The organism is Nonomuraea antimicrobica (assembly GCF_039536965.1).
GTDB lineage: Bacteria > Actinomycetota > Actinomycetes > Streptosporangiales > Streptosporangiaceae > Nonomuraea > Nonomuraea antimicrobica.
The window spans coordinates 63,816-80,766 of sequence record NZ_BAAAZP010000106.1 but is presented as its reverse complement, the minus strand read 5'-3'; the positions used below and the strand labels follow the sequence as shown (position 1 = coordinate 80,766).

The 16,951-nt window shown below is 71.2% G+C and carries 14 protein-coding genes; 6 read left to right on the top strand and 8 right to left on the bottom strand.

Features of this window, described 5'->3' with window-relative positions; genetic code table 11:
- Nucleotides 1–24 precede the first annotated feature (24 nt).
- Entirely contained in the window at nucleotides 25–1,230 is a 1,206-nt protein-coding gene (locus ABD844_RS30935; protein WP_344886049.1) for an ROK family transcriptional regulator, read from the top strand.
- Nucleotides 1,231–1,265: 35 nt separating this feature from the next.
- On the opposite strand, the gene ABD844_RS30930 is transcribed toward ABD844_RS30935, so the two are convergent.
- From ABD844_RS30930 to ABD844_RS30920, 3 genes are read right to left on the bottom strand one after another with little or no spacing between them, the layout of a single operon-like run.
- Nucleotides 1,266–2,015 carry a neutral zinc metallopeptidase gene (locus ABD844_RS30930; protein WP_344886046.1) on the bottom strand — a complete coding sequence of 250 codons (750 nt, stop codon included), beginning with the start codon at nucleotides 2,013–2,015 and terminating at the stop codon, nucleotides 1,266–1,268.
- 58 nt (nucleotides 2,016–2,073) lie between these two features.
- Nucleotides 2,074–2,895, bottom strand: coding sequence for a neutral zinc metallopeptidase (locus ABD844_RS30925; RefSeq protein WP_344886043.1), 822 nt, complete (start codon nucleotides 2,893–2,895; stop codon nucleotides 2,074–2,076).
- A 54-nt stretch (nucleotides 2,896–2,949) separates the two neighbouring features.
- Nucleotides 2,950–3,843: a neutral zinc metallopeptidase gene (locus ABD844_RS30920; protein WP_344886039.1), complete on the bottom strand. Its 894-nt coding sequence runs from the start codon at nucleotides 3,841–3,843 to the stop codon at nucleotides 2,950–2,952.
- 158 nt (nucleotides 3,844–4,001) lie between these two features.
- Here ABD844_RS30920 and dxs point away from each other — a divergent pair, with 158 nt between their 5' ends.
- Nucleotides 4,002–5,882, top strand: coding sequence for a 1-deoxy-D-xylulose-5-phosphate synthase (gene dxs / locus ABD844_RS30915; RefSeq protein ID WP_344886107.1), 1,881 nt, complete (start codon nucleotides 4,002–4,004; stop codon nucleotides 5,880–5,882).
- A 184-nt stretch (nucleotides 5,883–6,066) separates the two neighbouring features.
- Entirely contained in the window at nucleotides 6,067–7,560 is a 1,494-nt protein-coding gene (locus tag ABD844_RS30910) for an amino acid permease (protein ID WP_344886036.1), read from the top strand.
- A gap of 13 nt (nucleotides 7,561–7,573) precedes the next feature.
- On the opposite strand, the gene ABD844_RS30905 is transcribed toward ABD844_RS30910, so the two are convergent.
- The 4 genes from ABD844_RS30905 to ABD844_RS30890 form a co-directional block, all read right to left on the bottom strand.
- Complete coding sequence (locus ABD844_RS30905) at nucleotides 7,574–7,957, bottom strand: SSI family serine proteinase inhibitor (protein ID WP_344886033.1); 384 nt, start codon at nucleotides 7,955–7,957, stop codon at nucleotides 7,574–7,576.
- Nucleotides 7,958–8,054: 97 nt separating this feature from the next.
- Nucleotides 8,055–10,142: a 3-hydroxyacyl-CoA dehydrogenase NAD-binding domain-containing protein gene (locus ABD844_RS30900; RefSeq protein ID WP_344886030.1), complete on the bottom strand. Its 2,088-nt coding sequence runs from the start codon at nucleotides 10,140–10,142 to the stop codon at nucleotides 8,055–8,057.
- A complete protein-coding gene (locus ABD844_RS30895; RefSeq protein WP_344886027.1) occupies nucleotides 10,139–11,323 on the bottom strand; it encodes a thiolase family protein in 1,185 nt (394 codons plus the stop codon). The genes ABD844_RS30900 and ABD844_RS30895 overlap by 4 nt, the downstream gene beginning before the upstream one ends.
- 40 nt (nucleotides 11,324–11,363) lie before the next feature.
- Nucleotides 11,364–12,092 carry a hypothetical protein gene (locus tag ABD844_RS30890; protein ID WP_344886024.1) on the bottom strand — a complete coding sequence of 243 codons (729 nt, stop codon included), beginning with the start codon at nucleotides 12,090–12,092 and terminating at the stop codon, nucleotides 11,364–11,366.
- Nucleotides 12,093–12,312: 220 nt separating this feature from the next.
- On the opposite strand from ABD844_RS30890, the gene ABD844_RS30885 reads away from it, so the two are divergent.
- Entirely contained in the window at nucleotides 12,313–13,890 is a 1,578-nt protein-coding gene (locus tag ABD844_RS30885) for an LCP family glycopolymer transferase (protein WP_344886021.1), read from the top strand.
- Between the two features lie 27 nt (nucleotides 13,891–13,917).
- Here the strand turns inward: ABD844_RS30885 and ABD844_RS30880 are convergent, their stop codons facing one another.
- Nucleotides 13,918–14,649 (bottom strand): SDR family NAD(P)-dependent oxidoreductase, encoded by a 732-nt coding sequence (locus ABD844_RS30880; protein WP_344886018.1) that lies wholly within the window; start codon nucleotides 14,647–14,649, stop codon nucleotides 13,918–13,920.
- Between the two features lie 101 nt (nucleotides 14,650–14,750).
- Between ABD844_RS30880 and ABD844_RS30875 the strand changes: the two genes are divergently transcribed.
- Together ABD844_RS30875 and ABD844_RS30870 are read left to right on the top strand one after the other, a co-directional pair.
- Complete coding sequence (locus tag ABD844_RS30875) at nucleotides 14,751–15,404, top strand: TetR/AcrR family transcriptional regulator (RefSeq protein ID WP_344886015.1); 654 nt, start codon at nucleotides 14,751–14,753, stop codon at nucleotides 15,402–15,404.
- 238 nt (nucleotides 15,405–15,642) lie between these two features.
- Nucleotides 15,643–16,914 (top strand): hypothetical protein, encoded by a 1,272-nt coding sequence (locus ABD844_RS30870; RefSeq protein WP_344886013.1) that lies wholly within the window; start codon nucleotides 15,643–15,645, stop codon nucleotides 16,912–16,914.
- Nucleotides 16,915–16,951 lie beyond the last annotated feature (37 nt).

The following is a 16,951-nucleotide window of genomic DNA, read 5'->3' as shown; positions in this document are numbered from 1 at the left end:
CAGCCCCTGAAGGACCCTCAGACGATGCGTGCCGGCCCCTCCCAAGAGGACATCAGGCGCCACAACCTCGGCGCGCTGCTGCGCCATGTCCACCTGGGCGGACCGATCTCGCGCGCCGAGCTGACCTCGAAGCTGGGGCTCAACCGCAGCACCATCATGGCGCTGACCTCCGACCTCACCGCCGCCGGGCTGGTGCGCGAGGAGCTGCCGCGCGAGACGGGCCGCGCCGGGCGGCCCTCGCTCGTGGTGCGCCCCGAGTCGGCGCGGGTCTACGTCTTCGCCTTCGACGTGGGCCCAGACCGGCTGGCGGCGGCGCGGGTCGGGCTGGGCGGGGTGATCCTCGACCGGCGGGAGACCGTACGCGACCGCGACACGTTCGAGCTGGACGAGCTGACGGGCGTGCTGGCCGGGTTCGCCCGGCTGATGCGCCGCAAGACCCGCGACGACACGGTCTGCGTGGGGGCGGCGGCGGCCGTGTCGGGCGGCGTGCGCAAGGCCGACGGCGTGGTCAGGTTCGGGCCCAACCTCAAGGCCGAGGAGGTGCCGTTCGGCGAGGAGCTGGGCCGACGGCTCGGCCTGGGCCTGCCGGTCAGCGTGGGCAACGACGCGAACCTGGGCGCGCTCGCCGAGCACAGCCGGGGCGTCGGCGCGGGCGTCAGAGACCTCATCTACCTGCACGGTGACGTCGGCATCGGCGGCGGCATCATCGCCGCCGGCCACCTGCTGGGCGGTCACGAAGGCTACGGTGGCGAGGTCGGCCACATGGTCGTCAATCCCGGGGGCCGCGCCTGCGGGTGCGGCTCGCACGGGTGCCTGGAGGCGGAGGTGGGGGAGCGGGCCCTGCTGGAGTCGGCCGGGCGCGCCTCGGCGGGGCGGCAGGGCCGCGACGCGGTGCGCGCCGTGGTGGACGCCGCCGACCGGGGCGACATCGTGGCCCAGGAGGCGCTCAGCCGGGTGGGCGACTGGCTCGGGCTGGGCGTGGCCAACCTGGTGAACGTCTTCAACCCGGAGATGGTGATCTTCGGGGGGATGCTGCGGGAGATCTATCTGGGTTCGGCGGCCCAGGTGCGTTCGCAGCTCACCCTGCACGCCATGGCGCCGCAGCGGGAGCGGCTGCGGCTGCGTACTTCGGCGCTGGGCGACTCCGCCACGCTGGTGGGCGCGGCCGAGCTGGCCTTCGCCCACGTCCTGTCCGACCCGCTGGAAGTCCTCGCCCGCGTCAACGGCTGACCCCGCGACCTTCTCTTTGGGAGGGCTCGAACTCCTCAGCCGACCTTGTCCCGGTCGGCCGTCCACGTGTTGCAGTCGGCCGTGGATCCGCCCCGGTAGCCCCGGTCCTGCCAGAACGCCAGGTTGCGGGGCTTGCCGTGGACGTCGCTCTCGTCCGCCGTCCGTACGGCCGTGATCCAGTCCTCCCACGTGATCCCCGGTTCGATCGACGTGAGCGTGGCCCGGTAGAAGACCCCGGCGAAGCATTCGGCCTGCATCTCCAGCCGGTGGCTCAGCAGCTTGCGCGCCCCGTCCGAGGCGGGCACGTACAGCGCCGCCTGCGCGTCCAGCACCCCGATGAGCTGCTGCACGTGGTGCCCCCACTCGTGGGCGACGGAGTGCGCGATGTTCATCCTGAAGGGGTCGCGCAGGTCGTTCTTCATGATCCGGATGACGATCGTGCGTTGGTCGGGGCAGTACTGCGCGCCGCTGCTGGTGATCGTCCCGCACACCGAGTCGTTCCCGGTGGTGACCGTCACCTCGGGCGGGCTGTACGCCAGGCCGGCGGCGGCGAACCGGCCGGACCAGAAGCGGTCGGCGCAGTCGGCCATCGCCTGGTGGAAGGACCTGAGTGAGGCCACGCTCCCGAGCCGGATCGCGGGCACCGCGCAGGACTGGCGGGCCGCGTCCTCGCCCATCGCGCTCAGCAGCCCGGCCTGCGTGACCCGGCCGGCGGCCCGTGCGGAGGCGGGTGCGAGCAGACCCGCGACCACGCACGTGGCCAGCGCTATGAGGGATATGCGCATGATCGCGGATCTTAGGCGTTCTGATGGGTTTTGTAGAGGTATCTCGTGGGGGAGGGGTCTAAAGGACCTTGGCCGCGGGGGCGGTCCAGGTGTTGCAGGCGCTCGCCGACTGGACGGTGAAGCCGCGCTGCAGCCAGTGGGCGTTGTTGCTGTCGTTGCCGTGCGTCTGGTCGGCGCCGCTGCGCACCTTCACGCCGATGGCGCTCAGGTCGAGGAAGTTGTGCGTGGACTTGAGTATCGCGTCCCAGTCGGCGTCGTCGCGGCCGAGCGAGGTCCACACGCGGCCCACGAACGCGCCCGACAGGCACTGCGCCTGCAGCTCGGAGCGGCGGATGCCGTCGAGCGTGCGCTTGTCGGCCTTCTTGCTGCCGTAGAAGGCGTCGGTGGCCTTGCCGATGCCGGTGATCTGCTGGACGTGGTGGCCGTACTCGTGGGCGAGCACCACCATCAGCGCCAGGTTCGTCGGCTCCTCGACGATCTCCGGGCTGAGCAGTACGGTGATCGACTTCGCCGCCGGGCAGTAGAGGGCCTGCGCGCCCGCGGGGAAGCGTCCGCACGGGGTCTTCTCGCCCACCTTGGTCACCACGGCGAGCTTCGGCGAGCCGAACCCGTAGCCCGCCTTCTTGACCACGGGGCTCCACGCCTTCTTGAGGCAGACCATCACGGTCTCGAAGTAGACCGTCGCCTCTTCGACGGTCCCGTTCTGGACCGTCGGCTCCTCACACGTGTCCGTGCCGAGCTTGCCCGTCTTGTACAGCGGGTTCTTCGTCAGGGCCGGCTGGAACGCCGGCGCCGCGGAGGACGTGGCCGCGTGGGCGGTACCGGCGAACAGCACGCTCGCCAGGGCGCCCGCCATGAGCGCCAATCGGGGGATACGCATGGGAAGGCACCCTATTAAAGAGGGAGTTCCAGGTAAAGGCAGATTAAAGAGGCATCAGGTGACTTTTCGGGGATCGGCGGCCCAGGTGTTGCACGCGCCGGGAGTTCCCCGGTTGAAACCCCTCGTCATCCACGCCGCCTGCGTCGGCCCTCTGCCGTGGTCGTTCTGCGGCCAGCCCTTGGCGCCGTTCTTCCTGAACCAGTTCACCGTGTACGCCCAGTCGGCGTCCGTGACCAGCGACGTGCCCTTCATCGTGCTCATGAAGACCGCGGAAAAGCACTCGGCCTGCAACTCGGAATTGCGCGAGAGTTGCAGCCGCCTGGCCTTGCCGGCGATGGCGCGGGCCGTCCAGTAGTACCTCCAGATGCCGGAGACCTGCTGGACGTGGTGGCCGTACTCGTGGGCGATCAGCCGGGTGATGCCCAGCGGGAACGGGTTGCGGAGCTGGTCCTTGCTGATCATCAGGTACATCGTGCGGTCGGCGGCGCAGTAGACGCCGTCCGCGCCGGTGTTCCACGCCCCGCACGGCGTGTGCACCTTGCTGGTGATGATGCGCAGGCGCGGCTTGGTGAACGAGATCCTCGCCTTGCGGAACTGCGCGCCCCACGCCTTGTTCAGGCAGGCCGTCACCCGGGTCAGGAACCGCCGGTAGGCCACCATGCTCCCCGCGGGGAGCGCGCCGGGCGAGCAGTTCACGTCGGCGAGGCGGCCGGTCCTGTAGAGGCGGCTCGCCGTCGCCAGGCTCTGTCCCGTCTGCGTGGCCGGCTGCTTGCCCTTGCCATCGCCGCCGCCGTTGGCATCGCCGTTGCCGGGCGCCTTCGCGGGCGGGGACGCTAACTTCTGGGCCTCGTTGACCGGGTCGGCGGACGTGGTCGCCACGTCCGCCAGAACGAGCACCAGAGCGGCCACGGCCAGGGCGAGCGCCACCACGGCTGCGACGAGCGTCACAAGTCGGCTTTTGGGGACGGAGTTCATAGGTATCGAAAGACTAGGTCAAGAGCTGACATATGTGGGTGGATTTGACTCGATGGAGTCAGTGAGGCATCCGCGAACTACACTCTTGGGATCGGCGCAAAAAGAAGAGGGGAGTCGCATCCGTGAGCGGGTTGCTGGGCTCGATCAAGGGACCGCATGACGTCAAACGGCTCAGTGTCGAGGAGTTGCCGCGGCTCGCGGGGGAGATCCGTGACGTGCTCGTCGACTCGTGCGCCAGGTTCGGCGGTCACCTCGGTCCCAACCTCGGCGTGGTGGAGCTCACCATCGCCCTCCACCGCGTCTTCGATTCCCCCGACGACCCCGTCGTCTGGGACACCGGCCACCAGGCGTACGTGCACAAGGTCCTCACCGGCAGGGCCGCCGGCTTCGCGGCGCTCAAGCAGGAGGGCGGCCTGTCCGGCTACCCGAGCCAGGCCGAGTCCGAGCACGACTTCGTGGAAAACTCCCACGCCTCGACCGCACTGTCCTACGCCGACGGCCTGGCCAAGGCGTTCAAGCTGCGCGGCGAGCGCGACCGCACGGTGGTCGCGGTGATCGGCGACGGCGCCCTGACCGGCGGCATGGCCTGGGAGGCGCTCAACAACATCGCCGCCGTCGAAGACCTGCCGGTCGTGATCGTCGTCAACGACAACGGCCGCTCCTACTCGCCCACGATCGGCGGCCTGGCCTCCCACCTGTCCACCCTGCGCGTCACCCGCCGCTACGAGGACCTGCTCGGATACGTCAAAGACAAGATCGGGAATGTTCCGGTCCTCTACGACGCGCTGCACGGGCTCAAGAAGGGCGTCAAAGACGTCCTGGCGCCCCAGGCCCTGTTCGAAGACCTCGGCCTCAAATACGTCGGCCCCATCGACGGCCACGACGAGCAGGCCATGGAGGCGGCGCTGCGCAAGGCCCGCGACTTCCGCGGCCCCGTCATCGTGCACGCCCTCACCCAGAAGGGCCGCGGCTACAGCCCCGCCGAAAACCACGACGAAGACCAGTTCCACTCGCCCGGCGCCTTCGACCGGGCCACCGGCGCGGAAAAGCCCAAGGGCCGCATCTGGACCAACGTGTTCAGCGAAGAGCTGGTCACACTCGGCAAGGAGCGCGACGACCTGGTCGCGATCACCGCCGCCATGCTCCACCCGACCGGCCTGCACGCCTTCGCCGAGGCGTTCCCCGAGCGCATCTACGACGTCGGCATCGCCGAGCAGCACGCGCTGACCAGCGCCGCCGGGCTCGCGCTCGGCGGCCTGCACCCGGTGGTGGCCGTCTACGCCACGTTCCTCAACCGGGCCTTCGACCAGCTCCTCATGGACGTCGCCCTGCACCGGCTGCCGGTCACGGTCGTGCTCGACCGGGCGGGCGTCACGGGCGACGACGGCGCCAGCCACAACGGCATGTGGGACCTGTCGATCCTCCAGGTCGTCCCCGGGCTCCGGATCGCGGTGCCGCGCGACGGCGAGCGGCTGACCGAGCTGCTGCGCGAGGCCGTCGAGGTCACCGACGGCCCCACCGTGCTGCGCTTCCCCAAGGGCCCGGTCGCCGAGTCCGTCGAGCCGGTCGGCAAGCTGGGCGAGATGGACCTCCTGCGCGCCGCCGACGAAGAGCCCGGCGTGCTGCTCGTCGGCGTCGGCCCGATGGTCCAGGTCTGTCTGGAGGCCGCCGTCCTGCTCGACGCGCAGGGCATCCCGGCCACCGTGGTCGACCCCCGCTGGGTCAAGCCGCTCGACGAGGCGCTCGTGCTGGCCGCCTCCGCCCACAAGCTGGTGGCGGTCGTCGAGGACAACGGCCGCGTGGGCGGCGTGGGTGACGCGGTGGCCCGCCTGCTGCGTGACGCCGACGTCGACGTGCCCGTACGCACCTACGGCATCCCGCAGCAGTTCCTCGACCACGCCAAGCGGGCCGCGATCCTCGGCCGGATCGGCCTGACCGGCCAAGACCTGGCCCGTCAGATCACCGAGGCGGTCGCGAAGCGTACCTCCGCCGTGGAGCCCGCCTCCCACTGACCTGCCTCCGCCTGACCTGCCCGCCGCGGCCCTGCCCGCCGCGGCCCTGCCCGCCGCGGTCCTGCCTGTCACGGTCCTGCCCGGACAGAAGGGCCGGTCGCCTGCTGCGGGGGCTCCATGCGAGCCCCCGCGGGCCGGGTCCGCGCGGGCGTGATCACGGGGGGTGTGGGAAGGATCACCAGGTGTGGAGATCTTTCGCACGAAGAGCGTCGAGCAGTCGATCCGCGACACCGAGGCCCCCGAGCACCAACTGCGAAAGCGTCTGACCGCCACCGATCTGACCGTCTTCGGCATCGGCGTGATCGTCGGCACCGGGATCTTCGTGCTGACGGGGCAGGTCGCCAGGGAGATGGCGGGCCCGGCGGTGGCGGTCTCGTTCGTGGTCGCGGGCATCGTGTGCGGGCTCGCGGCACTGTGCTACGCCGAGTTCGCCTCCACGATCCCGGTCGCCGGCTCCGCCTACACCTTCTCCTTCGCGACCCTGGGCGAGTTCCCCGCCTGGGTGATCGGCTGGGACCTGACGCTTGAGCTGGCGCTGGCCGCCGCCGTGGTGGCGGTCGGCTGGTCGGGCTATTTCGCCTCGCTGCTGTCGTCCATCGGCCTCGGCCTGCCCGCCTCGGTGGCCGGCGACGACCCGGTGGTGAACATCCCGGCCGTGCTCATCGTGCTGATCCTCACCCTGGTGCTGGTGGCCGGGATCAAGCTGTCCTCGCGGATCAACCTGATCCTGGTCGCCACCAAGATCGCGGTGGTGCTGCTGGTCATCGTGGCGGGGCTGTTCTTCGTCAAGGCCGCCAACTACACGCCGTTCATCCCCGAGGCGGTCTCCACGGCGCGCGTCGAAGGGCTCAAGGCGCCGCTCATCCAGGTGCTGTTCGGGATCACGCCGGTGGCGTTCGGGGTGATCGGCATCTTCTCCGCGGCGGCGATCGTGTTCTTCGCCTTCATCGGGTTCGACATCGTCGCCACCGCCGCCGAGGAGACCGTCGAGCCGCAGCGTGACGTACCGCGCGGGATCATCGGCTCGCTGGCCATCTGCACGGTCCTGTACGTGGCCGTCTCGCTCGTCGTCGTCGGCATGCAGCGCTACGACCGGCTGAGCACGTCAGCGCCGCTGTCGGACGCCTTCGTCGCGGTCGGCCACGCCTGGCTGGCCACGATCATCAGCCTGGGGGCGATCGCCGGCCTGACGACCGTGGTGCTCGTGCTGCTGCTCGGCCAGACCCGGGTGCTGTTCGCCATGTGCCGCGACGGGCTGCTGCCGCGCCCGCTGGCCAAGGTGCACCCCGTCTACGGCACCCCGGCCCGGCTCACGGTCGTCGTCGGGCTGGTCACGACGGCGCTGGCCGGGTTCGTGTCGTTCGGCGAGCTGGCCGAGCTGGTCAACATCGGGACGTTGTTCGCGTTCGTGGTGGTGTCGGTCGGGGTGCTGATCCTCCGGCGGACCCGGCCCGACCTGCCACGGGGGTTCCGGGTGCCGCTGGTGCCGGTGCTGCCGGTGGCGTCCGTGCTGGCATGCCTCTACCTGATGCTCAACCTGCCCGTGCAGACGTGGCTGAGGTTCCTGGTGTGGATGGTCGTCGGCGTGCTCGTCTACTTCGTCTACGGCTACCGGCACAGCCGGGTGGCGGCCCCCGGCAGCGGCCCGGACGCCGAGCGCGCGGACCCTGCCGGGTGACCTGCCCGCCCGGTCAGAGCGCGAGGACGGCTCCCGTGGCCGCGCGCATCTGGCAGCCGTTGACGAAGACCTTGGCCCACTTCACGTGGGTGTTGTGCCAGCGGCCGGCGACCACGACCGCGTGCGGCTCGATCTCCTTGGTGCACGTGGTGTTCGGCGCCACGTTGAGCTGCGACGGCTCGCCCTTGACCTGCTGCAGCAGGCGGCAGGCCGCGCGGGCGTTGGGGTGGGTGCCCCCGACGGGCGCGCAGTGGAGCCAGGCCGTCTTCGTGCCCCCGCCCTTGACGGCATCGACGATCTTGAGCTGCACCTTGGGCGGAGGTGCGGCCAGCGTGGGTGACGACGTGCCCAGCAGGAAGGCGCCGCAGAGTGCGATGGTGCCGGCTGCTCTCATCATGACTACTCTCCGTTCGTAGGACGGCACCAAACGCTACGGCGGAGACGGGGGAGAGGTGAGGAGACCCGCGTACGGGCCTCCTCAAGGCCCCTTAAAATCAGGCGGGCAGCGAGGCGACTCCCGGCGGGAGGAACCGGGGCCGCGCGACGCCGGTCCTGTCCAGATGCGGGGTGATCCCGCCCAGGTGGAACGGCCATCCGGCGCCGAGGATCATGCACAGGTCGATGTCCTGCGGCGCGGCCACCACGCCCTCGTCCAGCATGATCCGGATCTCCCCGGCCAGCGCCGCCAGCACGCGCTCGCGTACCTGCTCGGCCGTGGACGGGGCCGAGCCGCCCGCGAAGAGCGCCACCGCCTCGGGGTCGAGCGTGAAGTCGGGCCGGTAGACGCCCGGCTTGCCCGAGGCGACCAGCTTGCCCATGTTCTCCGAGACGCCGAAGCGGTTGGGGAAGGCCGCGTGCAGCGTCTCGGCCACGTGCAGGCCGACGGCCGGGCCGACCAGTTGCAGCAGCGCGAACGGCGTCATCGGCAGCCCGAGCCCGTCGAGCGCGTGCTCGGCGGTCTCCAGCGGCGTGCCCTCGTCCACGGCCGCCACGACCTCGCCCATGAAGCAGGTGAGCAGCCGGTTGACCACGAACGCCGGCGCGTCCTTCACCAGCACCGACGACTTCCTCAGCGTCTTGCCCAGCGCGAACGCGGTGGCCAGCGTGGCGTCGTCGGTGGCGGCGCCCTTGATGATCTCCAGCAGCGGCATGACCGCGACCGGGTTGAAGAAGTGGAAGCCGACCAGCCGCTCCGGGTGGGCCAGGTCGGCGCCCATCTCGGTCAGCGAGAGCGAGGAGGTGTTGGTGGCCAGTACGCACTCGGCCGACACCACGGCCTCGACCTCGGCGAACACCTGCTTCTTGACCGCCAGGTCCTCGAACACGGCCTCGATCACGAAGTCGGCGTCGGCGAAGGCGTCCTTGGTCAGCGAACCCGTCACCAGCGACGTGAGCCGGTTGGCCTGGTCCTGAGAGATGCGGCCCTTGGTCAGCAGCTTGGCCACCTCGGCGTGTACGTACCCGACGCCCTTGTCCAGGCGGGCCTGGTCGAGGTCGGTCAGCACGACCGGCACCTCCAGACGGCGCGCGAACAGCAGCGCCATCTGCGAGGCCATCAGCCCCGCGCCCACCACGCCGACCTTGGTGACCTTGCGGGCCAGCGCGGCGTCGGGAGCACCCGCCGGGCGCTTGGCGCGGCGCTGTACCAGGTCGAACGAGTAGAGCCCGGCCCGCAGCTCGTCGCCCATGAGCAGGTCGGCCAGCGCCTCGTCCTCGGCGGCGAAGCCCTCGTCGCGGCCGGCCGTCTCGGCCAGCGCGATCAGGTCGAGCGCCCGGTACGGCGCGGGGGAGGCGCCACGCAGCTTCATGCCCACCAGGAACCGCGCGTCGGCGACCGCCTTCTCCCAGCCGTCGTGGGCCGGCCGCGCCACCGTGACCTCGCCCTTGACGACGCGGGCGGCCCAGCGCAGCGACTCCTCCAGGAAGTCGGCGGGCTCGAACAGCGCGTCGGCGACACCCAGCTCGTACGCGTCCCTGCCCTTGATCATGCGGTTGTTCGACAAGGGGTTCTCGATGATGAGCTTGACCGCCTTCGCCGGGCCGACGAGGCGCGGCAGGAGCTGCGTGCCGCCCCAGCCGGGCACCAGGCCGAGGAAGCACTCCGGCAGCGCCACCGCGGGCACGCCCGCCGAGATCGTCCGGTAGGCGCAGTGCAGCGCGAGCTCCAGGCCGCCGCCCATGGCCGCGCCGTTGACGAACGCGAACGACGGGGCCGCCAGCTCACCGAGCCGCCGGAAGACGTGGTGCCCGAGCGCGCCGATGGCCAGCGCCTCCTCGCGCGCGGCCACGCTCGCCGCGCCCTTGAGGTCGGCGCCGACGGCGAAGATGAACGGCTTGCCCGTCACGCCCACCGCGGCCAGGTCGGTACGCTCGGCGATCTCCGACAGCGCCCCGTTCAGCGCGAACAGCCCGTGCGGGCCGAACGTGTTGGGCTTGGTGTGGTCGAAGCCGTTGTCCAGCGTGATCAGCGCCATCGTGCCGGCCCCGTAGGGGAGTTGCACGTCGCGCACCAGCGCCTTGGTGACCACCTCGTCGGCGTTGCGCTCGCTCAGCAGCGCCCGCCACGTCTCCATCTCACTCATGCCAGGTTCTCCCAGATCACGGTGCCGCCCATGCCCATGCCGACGCACATGGTGGTGATGCCGTAACGCACGTCGGGACGCTCGCCGAACTGCCGGGCGAGCTGCGTCATCAGCCGCACGCCGGAGGAGGCGAGCGGGTGCCCGTAGGCGATCGCGCCGCCGTAGGGGTTGACGCGGGGATCGTCGTCGGCGAGGCCGAAGTGCTCCAGGAAGGCCAGCACCTGGACGGCGAACGCCTCGTTGATCTCGAACAGCCCGATATCCGAAATTTCGAGATCAGCCAGGCGGAGTGCCCGTTCCGTGGACGGGATCGGCCCCACGCCCATCACCTCGGGGTCCACCCCCGCGAACGCGTACGACACCAGCCGCATCTTCGGCCCCAGCCCCAGCTCGGCCGCGACGTCCGCGGCGGCCACCACGCACCCGGTGGCGCCGTCGTTGATGCCGGAGGAGTTGCCCGCCGTGACGTGGCCGTGCGGCCGGAACGGCGTCTTGAGCGCACCCAGCCCTTCCATCGTGGTGCCCGGCCGCGGCGCCTCGTCCTCGACGGCCAGGCCCCAGCCCCGCTCCGCCGTCCTGATCGCGGCCGGCACCAGGTCGGGCTGGATCTTGCCGTCGGCGTACGCCTTGGCCGCCTTCTCCTGCGACAGCACCGCGTACGCGTCGGCGCGGTCCTTGTTGATCGACGGGTAGCGGTCGTGCAGGTTTTCCGCCGTCATGCCCATGACCAGCGCGCTCGGGTCGACCAGCTTCTCGGACAGGAAACGCGGGTTCGGGTCGACGCCCTCGCCCATCGGGTGGCGGCCCATGTGCTCGACGCCGCCGGCGATGGCCACGTCGTACGCGCCGAACGCGATGCCGCCCGCGACCGTGGTCACCGCGGTCATCGCGCCCGCGCACATGCGGTCGATCGCGTAGCCGGGCACGGACTTGGGCAGCCCGGCCAGCACGGCGGCCGATCGGCCGATCGTCAGGCCCTGGTCGCCGATCTGCGTGGTCGCGGCGATGGCGACCTCGTCCACGCGCTCTGGGGGCAGGTTGGGATTGCGCCTGATGAGCTCGCGGATGACGCGGACGACCAGGTCGTCGGCGCGGGTCTCCGCGTACAGCCCCTTCGGCCCCGACCTGCCGAAAGGCGTGCGCACGCCGTCCACGAACACGACGTCACGAGAGGAAGGCACGGATTCGCTCCTCGTTGTTAGCAGGGGTTCCGGTCCTATGCTACTCGTCAGTAACTACTCCGCAGACGAGGGCCACGGTGAGCAGGGCGTAGACCACGCCGACGGCCGGCTCCCAGAGGTGGGCGCGGGCCCCGAGCAGGGCCGCCACCGCCATGGCGGCTCCCGTCCAGAGCACCGCGCCCTCTCTCGGACGCGCGCCGCGGCCGGGGTCCCACGGATCGCCGGGCGATCCGCCCGACCGCAGCGCACGCGCCACTGTCCCCACCGCGTCCCGTGCCCACCACAGCAGGAACAACACCCCCGCGGCCACGCTGATCAGCGACAGCGCCTCCGCGGCCCGGCTCAGGACGTCGGCGAACGCGTAGTGGGCGGCCTGCCGGAAGAAGCGCGGAACGGTCCAGCCGAGCAGCAGCGTCACCGCCCAGCAACAGGCGAAGGCCAGCCGGGTCAGCGGGCGGGACGCGCCGGAGCGGGCGTCGGCGTACAGTTCGCGCTCGCGCCGCCGCACCCGGCGGGCCCGGACGCCCCAGACGTACTGGGTGATCGCCAGCGCGGGCAGGGCGGCGGCGAACACCGCCAGTGACAGCACGGCCAGCGGTAACGTCTGCTCCCTGGTCGAGGCCCGGTCGGCGAGCACCTGGACGGTGGTCAGCAGCGCGATCGAGGCGGAGAGCGCCACGAGGGCGCCGCGCCGCGCGGTCCTGGCGCGGGCGCGCAGCCCGGCCACCTCCTGGGCGCCGGGGGGCGGTGCCATCTCGGTCAACAGCATGACCGTCATGATGGCGTCACCGTACGTGGTGGCGCCGGAAGTTCGCGCGCATTGGATGGAGCCCTCGCTCCTCGGAACGGGTCCCGGGGTGAGAAAGGAGTACCGGTGTGGTCAGGTCCGCCGGATGACGGGACGGTGAACCACCCGGGATTGACGTGCTTATCTTTCTTCTACCTGTTGGGAGATATGCTTCGCGATCATGTCGCAAGGGGTGAACCGCGTGAGAAGGCAGCAGGAGGAGGAAGCGGTTCTGGGACGCAGGGTCGCGCCACCCGAGCCACCCCCGCCGGGCTCGCACAAACGGCCCTCCGAGCCGCGCCGGGGCCGGCTGACCCCGCTCGGCTGGGTGAGCCTGGCGCTGACGCTCGTGCTGGTGGCCGTCTCGCTCAGCGGGTACGGCTACTACCGCTACCTGGAGAGCCTGATCGATCGCACCCCGATTCAGCCGGGCGCCAGCCGCCCGCCCGAGACCGGCGCGCTCAACGTGCTGCTCGTCGGGTCCGACTCCCGCGAGGGCGACAACAAGGCGTACGGCCCTCAGTCGCAGGGCCTGGGCGAGCGCACCGACACGATCATGCTCCTGCACATCGCGCCCAACCGCGACAACGCCACCATGATCAGCTTCCCGCGCGACTCTATGGTCATGATCCCCGAGTGCACGGGCACGAACGGCGCCGTCCTGACGGCCGGGATCCGCCAGATCAACTCCGCGTTCAACGACGGCGGCATCAACTGCACGATCAAGACCCTCGAGTCCCTCACCAACATCAAGATCGACCACTTCGTGAAGGTCGACTTCACCGGCTTCAAGTCCATCATCGACGCCATCGGCGGCATCGAGATCTGCCTGCCGAAGCCGGTGAACGACCCCCAGGCCAAGCTGGTGCTCGACGCGGGCGAGCACGTGGTGAACGGGGAGCAGGCGCTGGGCTACGTACGCACCCGGTACGCCCTGGGCGACGGCAGCGACCTGAGCCGGATCCAGCGCCAGCAGGTCTTCCTCACCGCCGTGCTGAAGAAGGTCACCGACGGCGGCCTGCTCGCCGACCCCGGCAAGCTGGACGCCTTCCTCCAGGCCGCCATCCGGGCCGTCAGCGTGGACGACGGGCTCTCCCTCGACGAGATGCTGGAGATCGGCAGGAGCGTCAGCGGGCTGACCGCCAAGGAGTTGAAGGGCATCACGGTGCCGGTCGAGGCGTACCCGCCGGACAAGAACCGGGTGCAGTTCGCCGAGCCGGCCGCGCGCGACTTCTTCGAGAGCGTACGCCTCGACACCGAGATCACCGCCGCCCCCACGCCCGGCAAGTCCACCGCGCCGAAGATCGAGAACGAGCAGGTGCGCCTGCAGGTGCTCAACGCCACCGGCGAGGTGGGCAAGGCCAGTCAGGTGGCCGACGCGCTGGCCGCCCAGGGGTTCGTGGTCGCGCAGGTCGGCAACGCCGCCCCGGCCGACACCACCACGATCCGGTACGCGAAGAAGGACGCCCAGGACGGGCCCGCCTATGGCGACGTGGTGGCCGCGCGGCTGTCGAAGGACAAGCGGAAGCCCGTGGTGGGCAAGATCAAACCGCTCAACACGCAGCCGTACGAGTCGACGGCGAAGCCCACCGCGACCTCCGCCGCGACGCCCGCCGAGTCAGCCGCGGGACAGCCCGCGGGGACGTCCGCCGAGCCGCCCGGCGGGCCGGTCATCCAGCTCGTCATCGGCAAGGACTGGCCCGGGGTGCGGGTGGTGTCGGCCATCCCCGACTCGCTCAAGGACAAGGTCGTCGACAGCAACACCAACCCGTGCCAGTGACGCCCGGGTGCGGCGGGGCAGGGCCCGTCAGGCCGTGACGCCGCCGTCCACGGCGATCGTCGTGCCAGTGACGGCACGCCCGCCCTCCCCGGCCAGGTACGACACGGCGGCGGCGATCTCGTCGGGAGTGCAGTAACGCCCCAGCGCCGTGTACCGCCGCTCGTCGTCGGCCTCGGGGCTGTCGGCCGGGTTCATCTCGGTGTCGGTCGAGCCGGGGCTGACCACGTTCGCGGTGATGCCGCGCGGGCCCAGGTCCCTGGCCAGGCCCTTGGCCAGGCCGCTCAACGCCGACTTGCTCATCGAGTACGCCGTCCACCCCGCGTACGGCACCCGCTCGGCCAGGCTGCTGCCGATCAGGACGATCGCCGCCCCCGCGCCCATGTGCCGCGACGCCGCCTGGGCCAGCACGAACGACGCCCGCGCGTGCACGGCCAGCAACTCGTCCACGTCGGCGAGCGACATGTCCTCCAGCGCTCCGTAGGCGGCGATGCCCGCGTTGCTCACCAGCACGTCGAGGCGGCCCAGCTCGCGCGCCGTCTCCTCGACCGCCGCCACCAGCTCGGTCGCGTCGGACGCCTCCGCCCGCAGGCCGAGTGACCGCCCGCCGGCCGCCTCGATCTCCTTGAGCACGGCGTCGGCCCGGTCGGCGGCGTTCCGGTAGGTGATCGCCACGTCGAACCCGTCGACCGCCAGCCGCCGCGCGACGGCCGCGCCGATGCCCCTGCTGCCCCCGGTCACCAGGGCAACTCTCCTCGTCATGATGCCTCCTCGATGCGGAATAGGTTCCGGTTCGACTGTAAGCGGAACGCGTTCCGCATGCAAGCGGTGCGTCGGCGGACGGCGGTGCGAGGATGGACACCGTGAGACGCGAGCGCACCGACGCGGGAGACGCGGGACACGAGGGGGACGCGGGAGGCGCGGCGCCCGTGCGCACGGGTGCCGCGGGGGAGAGGCGCGAACGCACGGACGCCGCGCGCAACCGGGCCAAGATCCTGGCCGCGGCCGAGGGCATCGTCGCCGCCCAGGGGGTGCGGGGGTTGTCCATGGCCGAGGTGGCCGCCGCCGCGGGCGTCGGGGTTGGCACGCTCTATCGGCGTTTCGGCGACCGTTCGGGGCTGGCGTACGCGCTGATCGACGCGCGGGAGCGGGAGTTCCAGACGGCGTTCGTCCAGGGGCCGCCGCCGCTCGGTCCAGGGGCCGAACCGGCCGAGCGGGCCAGGGCGTTCCTGCGCGCGCTCACCGACCGTACGGTGGAGCAGCTCGACCTGCTGCTCATGGCCGAGACGGCGGCGCCGTTGGCCAGGTTCGGCGGGGCGTACGACGCCCACCACGCGCACCTGTCCATGCTGATCGGCCAGGCGCGTCCGGGGGTCGACGCCGCCGGCCTGGCCGACGCCCTCATGGCGCCCCTCGCCGCGCCGCTGCTCGCCCACCGGCTCAGGGAGTGCGGGGTGGAGGTCGAGCGGGTGAAGGCGGCGCTCGACGACCTGCTCTCCGGGGTCATCGGCGGCTGACGGCGGCACTCCGGCCAAAGGCTCGCCATACCCGATATTGGGACGGTCCAATCTCTAATGGGGCAGATGTTACACAGGGTAGTTTTAGCGAAACAAGTGAAATATCCAGACAAGTAGTGGTAGGAAAGGGCGCGGTCCGCATTCGTACTAGAGAGGTTCCACCGTGGCGCGCGACGAGAACGACAGGCCATACGAGGATGGACAGGGTAGGTCGTTAAACCCCGAGTTGACGGGCGACGTGCTGTCTCCGCGGTGGAGCACCGATGACACCGACGAGCAGCCCGCGATCCAGGTGGTCGGCAACGAGACCTACATCCTGCCCCCCGGCGGGGGTCCGCTGACCAGCGTGGGCGGGCGTGACGTGTTCGACGACCCGGCGCCGCGTGACGTGCTGTCGGGCGACCCGCACGACGTGCTCGGCGGCGGTACCCGGCACGACGTGCTGGGCGGCGCCAGTGGCGCTCATGACGTGCTCGGGGCCCACGACCTCGGCGGGCCGAGCGGCGCCCACGACGTCCTCTCCGCTCACGACCTCGGCGGGCCGAGCGGTTCGCATGACGTGGTGGGCGGCGCGTACGAGGCGTACGACGCGTACGACACCTATGGTGAGCAGAGCGGACCGCACCGGGTGGAGGGCGACGACAACGCGTACCTTCCGCTGGACCGCGGCTACGAGGCCGGGCGCGACGACGACCGCGACCACCACGGTGATCGCGACTACCGCGACGACGGCGACTACCGTGATGACCGCGACTTCCACGACGACCACGACGACGACCGGCCCAAGCGCGGCTTCCTCGGCTCCGGCTGGACCGACGACTCGCAGGACTCCCGCGACACCCGCGACACCCGCGACACCCGTGACTCCCGTGACTCCCGCGACTCCCGTGATTCCTACGATGACGGGCGTTCCGGTGACGGCGAGGGCGAGGTGCGCCGCCGTACCAGGCTGCTGCTGGTGGCGGCCGTCGCGGTGGTGCTGGTCGGCGTGGGTGTCGGCTGGATGCTCACCGGTCCGTCCTCCGACGACCCCTGCGCGGGCAACGCGTGCGCCAGCGCGGGCCAGGTGACCTCGCCGTCCGAGTCGACCGTCCCCGAGGAGGAGGTGCCGGTCGAGGAGGACTTCGACACCGGCGAGCCCACCGACTCGGCCACCGCGGAGCCGACCGACTCCGAGTCCGCGATGCCGACCCCCACGGAGCAGCGGGCCCGGCCGACGCGCGAGCCCTCCGAGCGTCCGTCGCCCACCAACGACGACACGCCGACCAGGAAGAACACCGGCGAACCCACGCGCTCGCCCGAGCGCACCATGAACGACACCGCGCCCTCCGGCGACGAGCGCGACAACAGCGACAACGACAGCGGCAGCGGCCGTTCGGGCGACGGGCAGTCGGACACGAGCGAAAATCCGCCCGCCACCCAGGCGCCCCCCACGACCCAGGCGCCGGCGCCCGCGCCCACGCAGGAAGAGCGCAAGGGTATCTTCGACATCCTCTTCCCCTGGGCCTGAGCCCCTTTCGGGGGATCCCGGGCGGGGCATCCTGTTC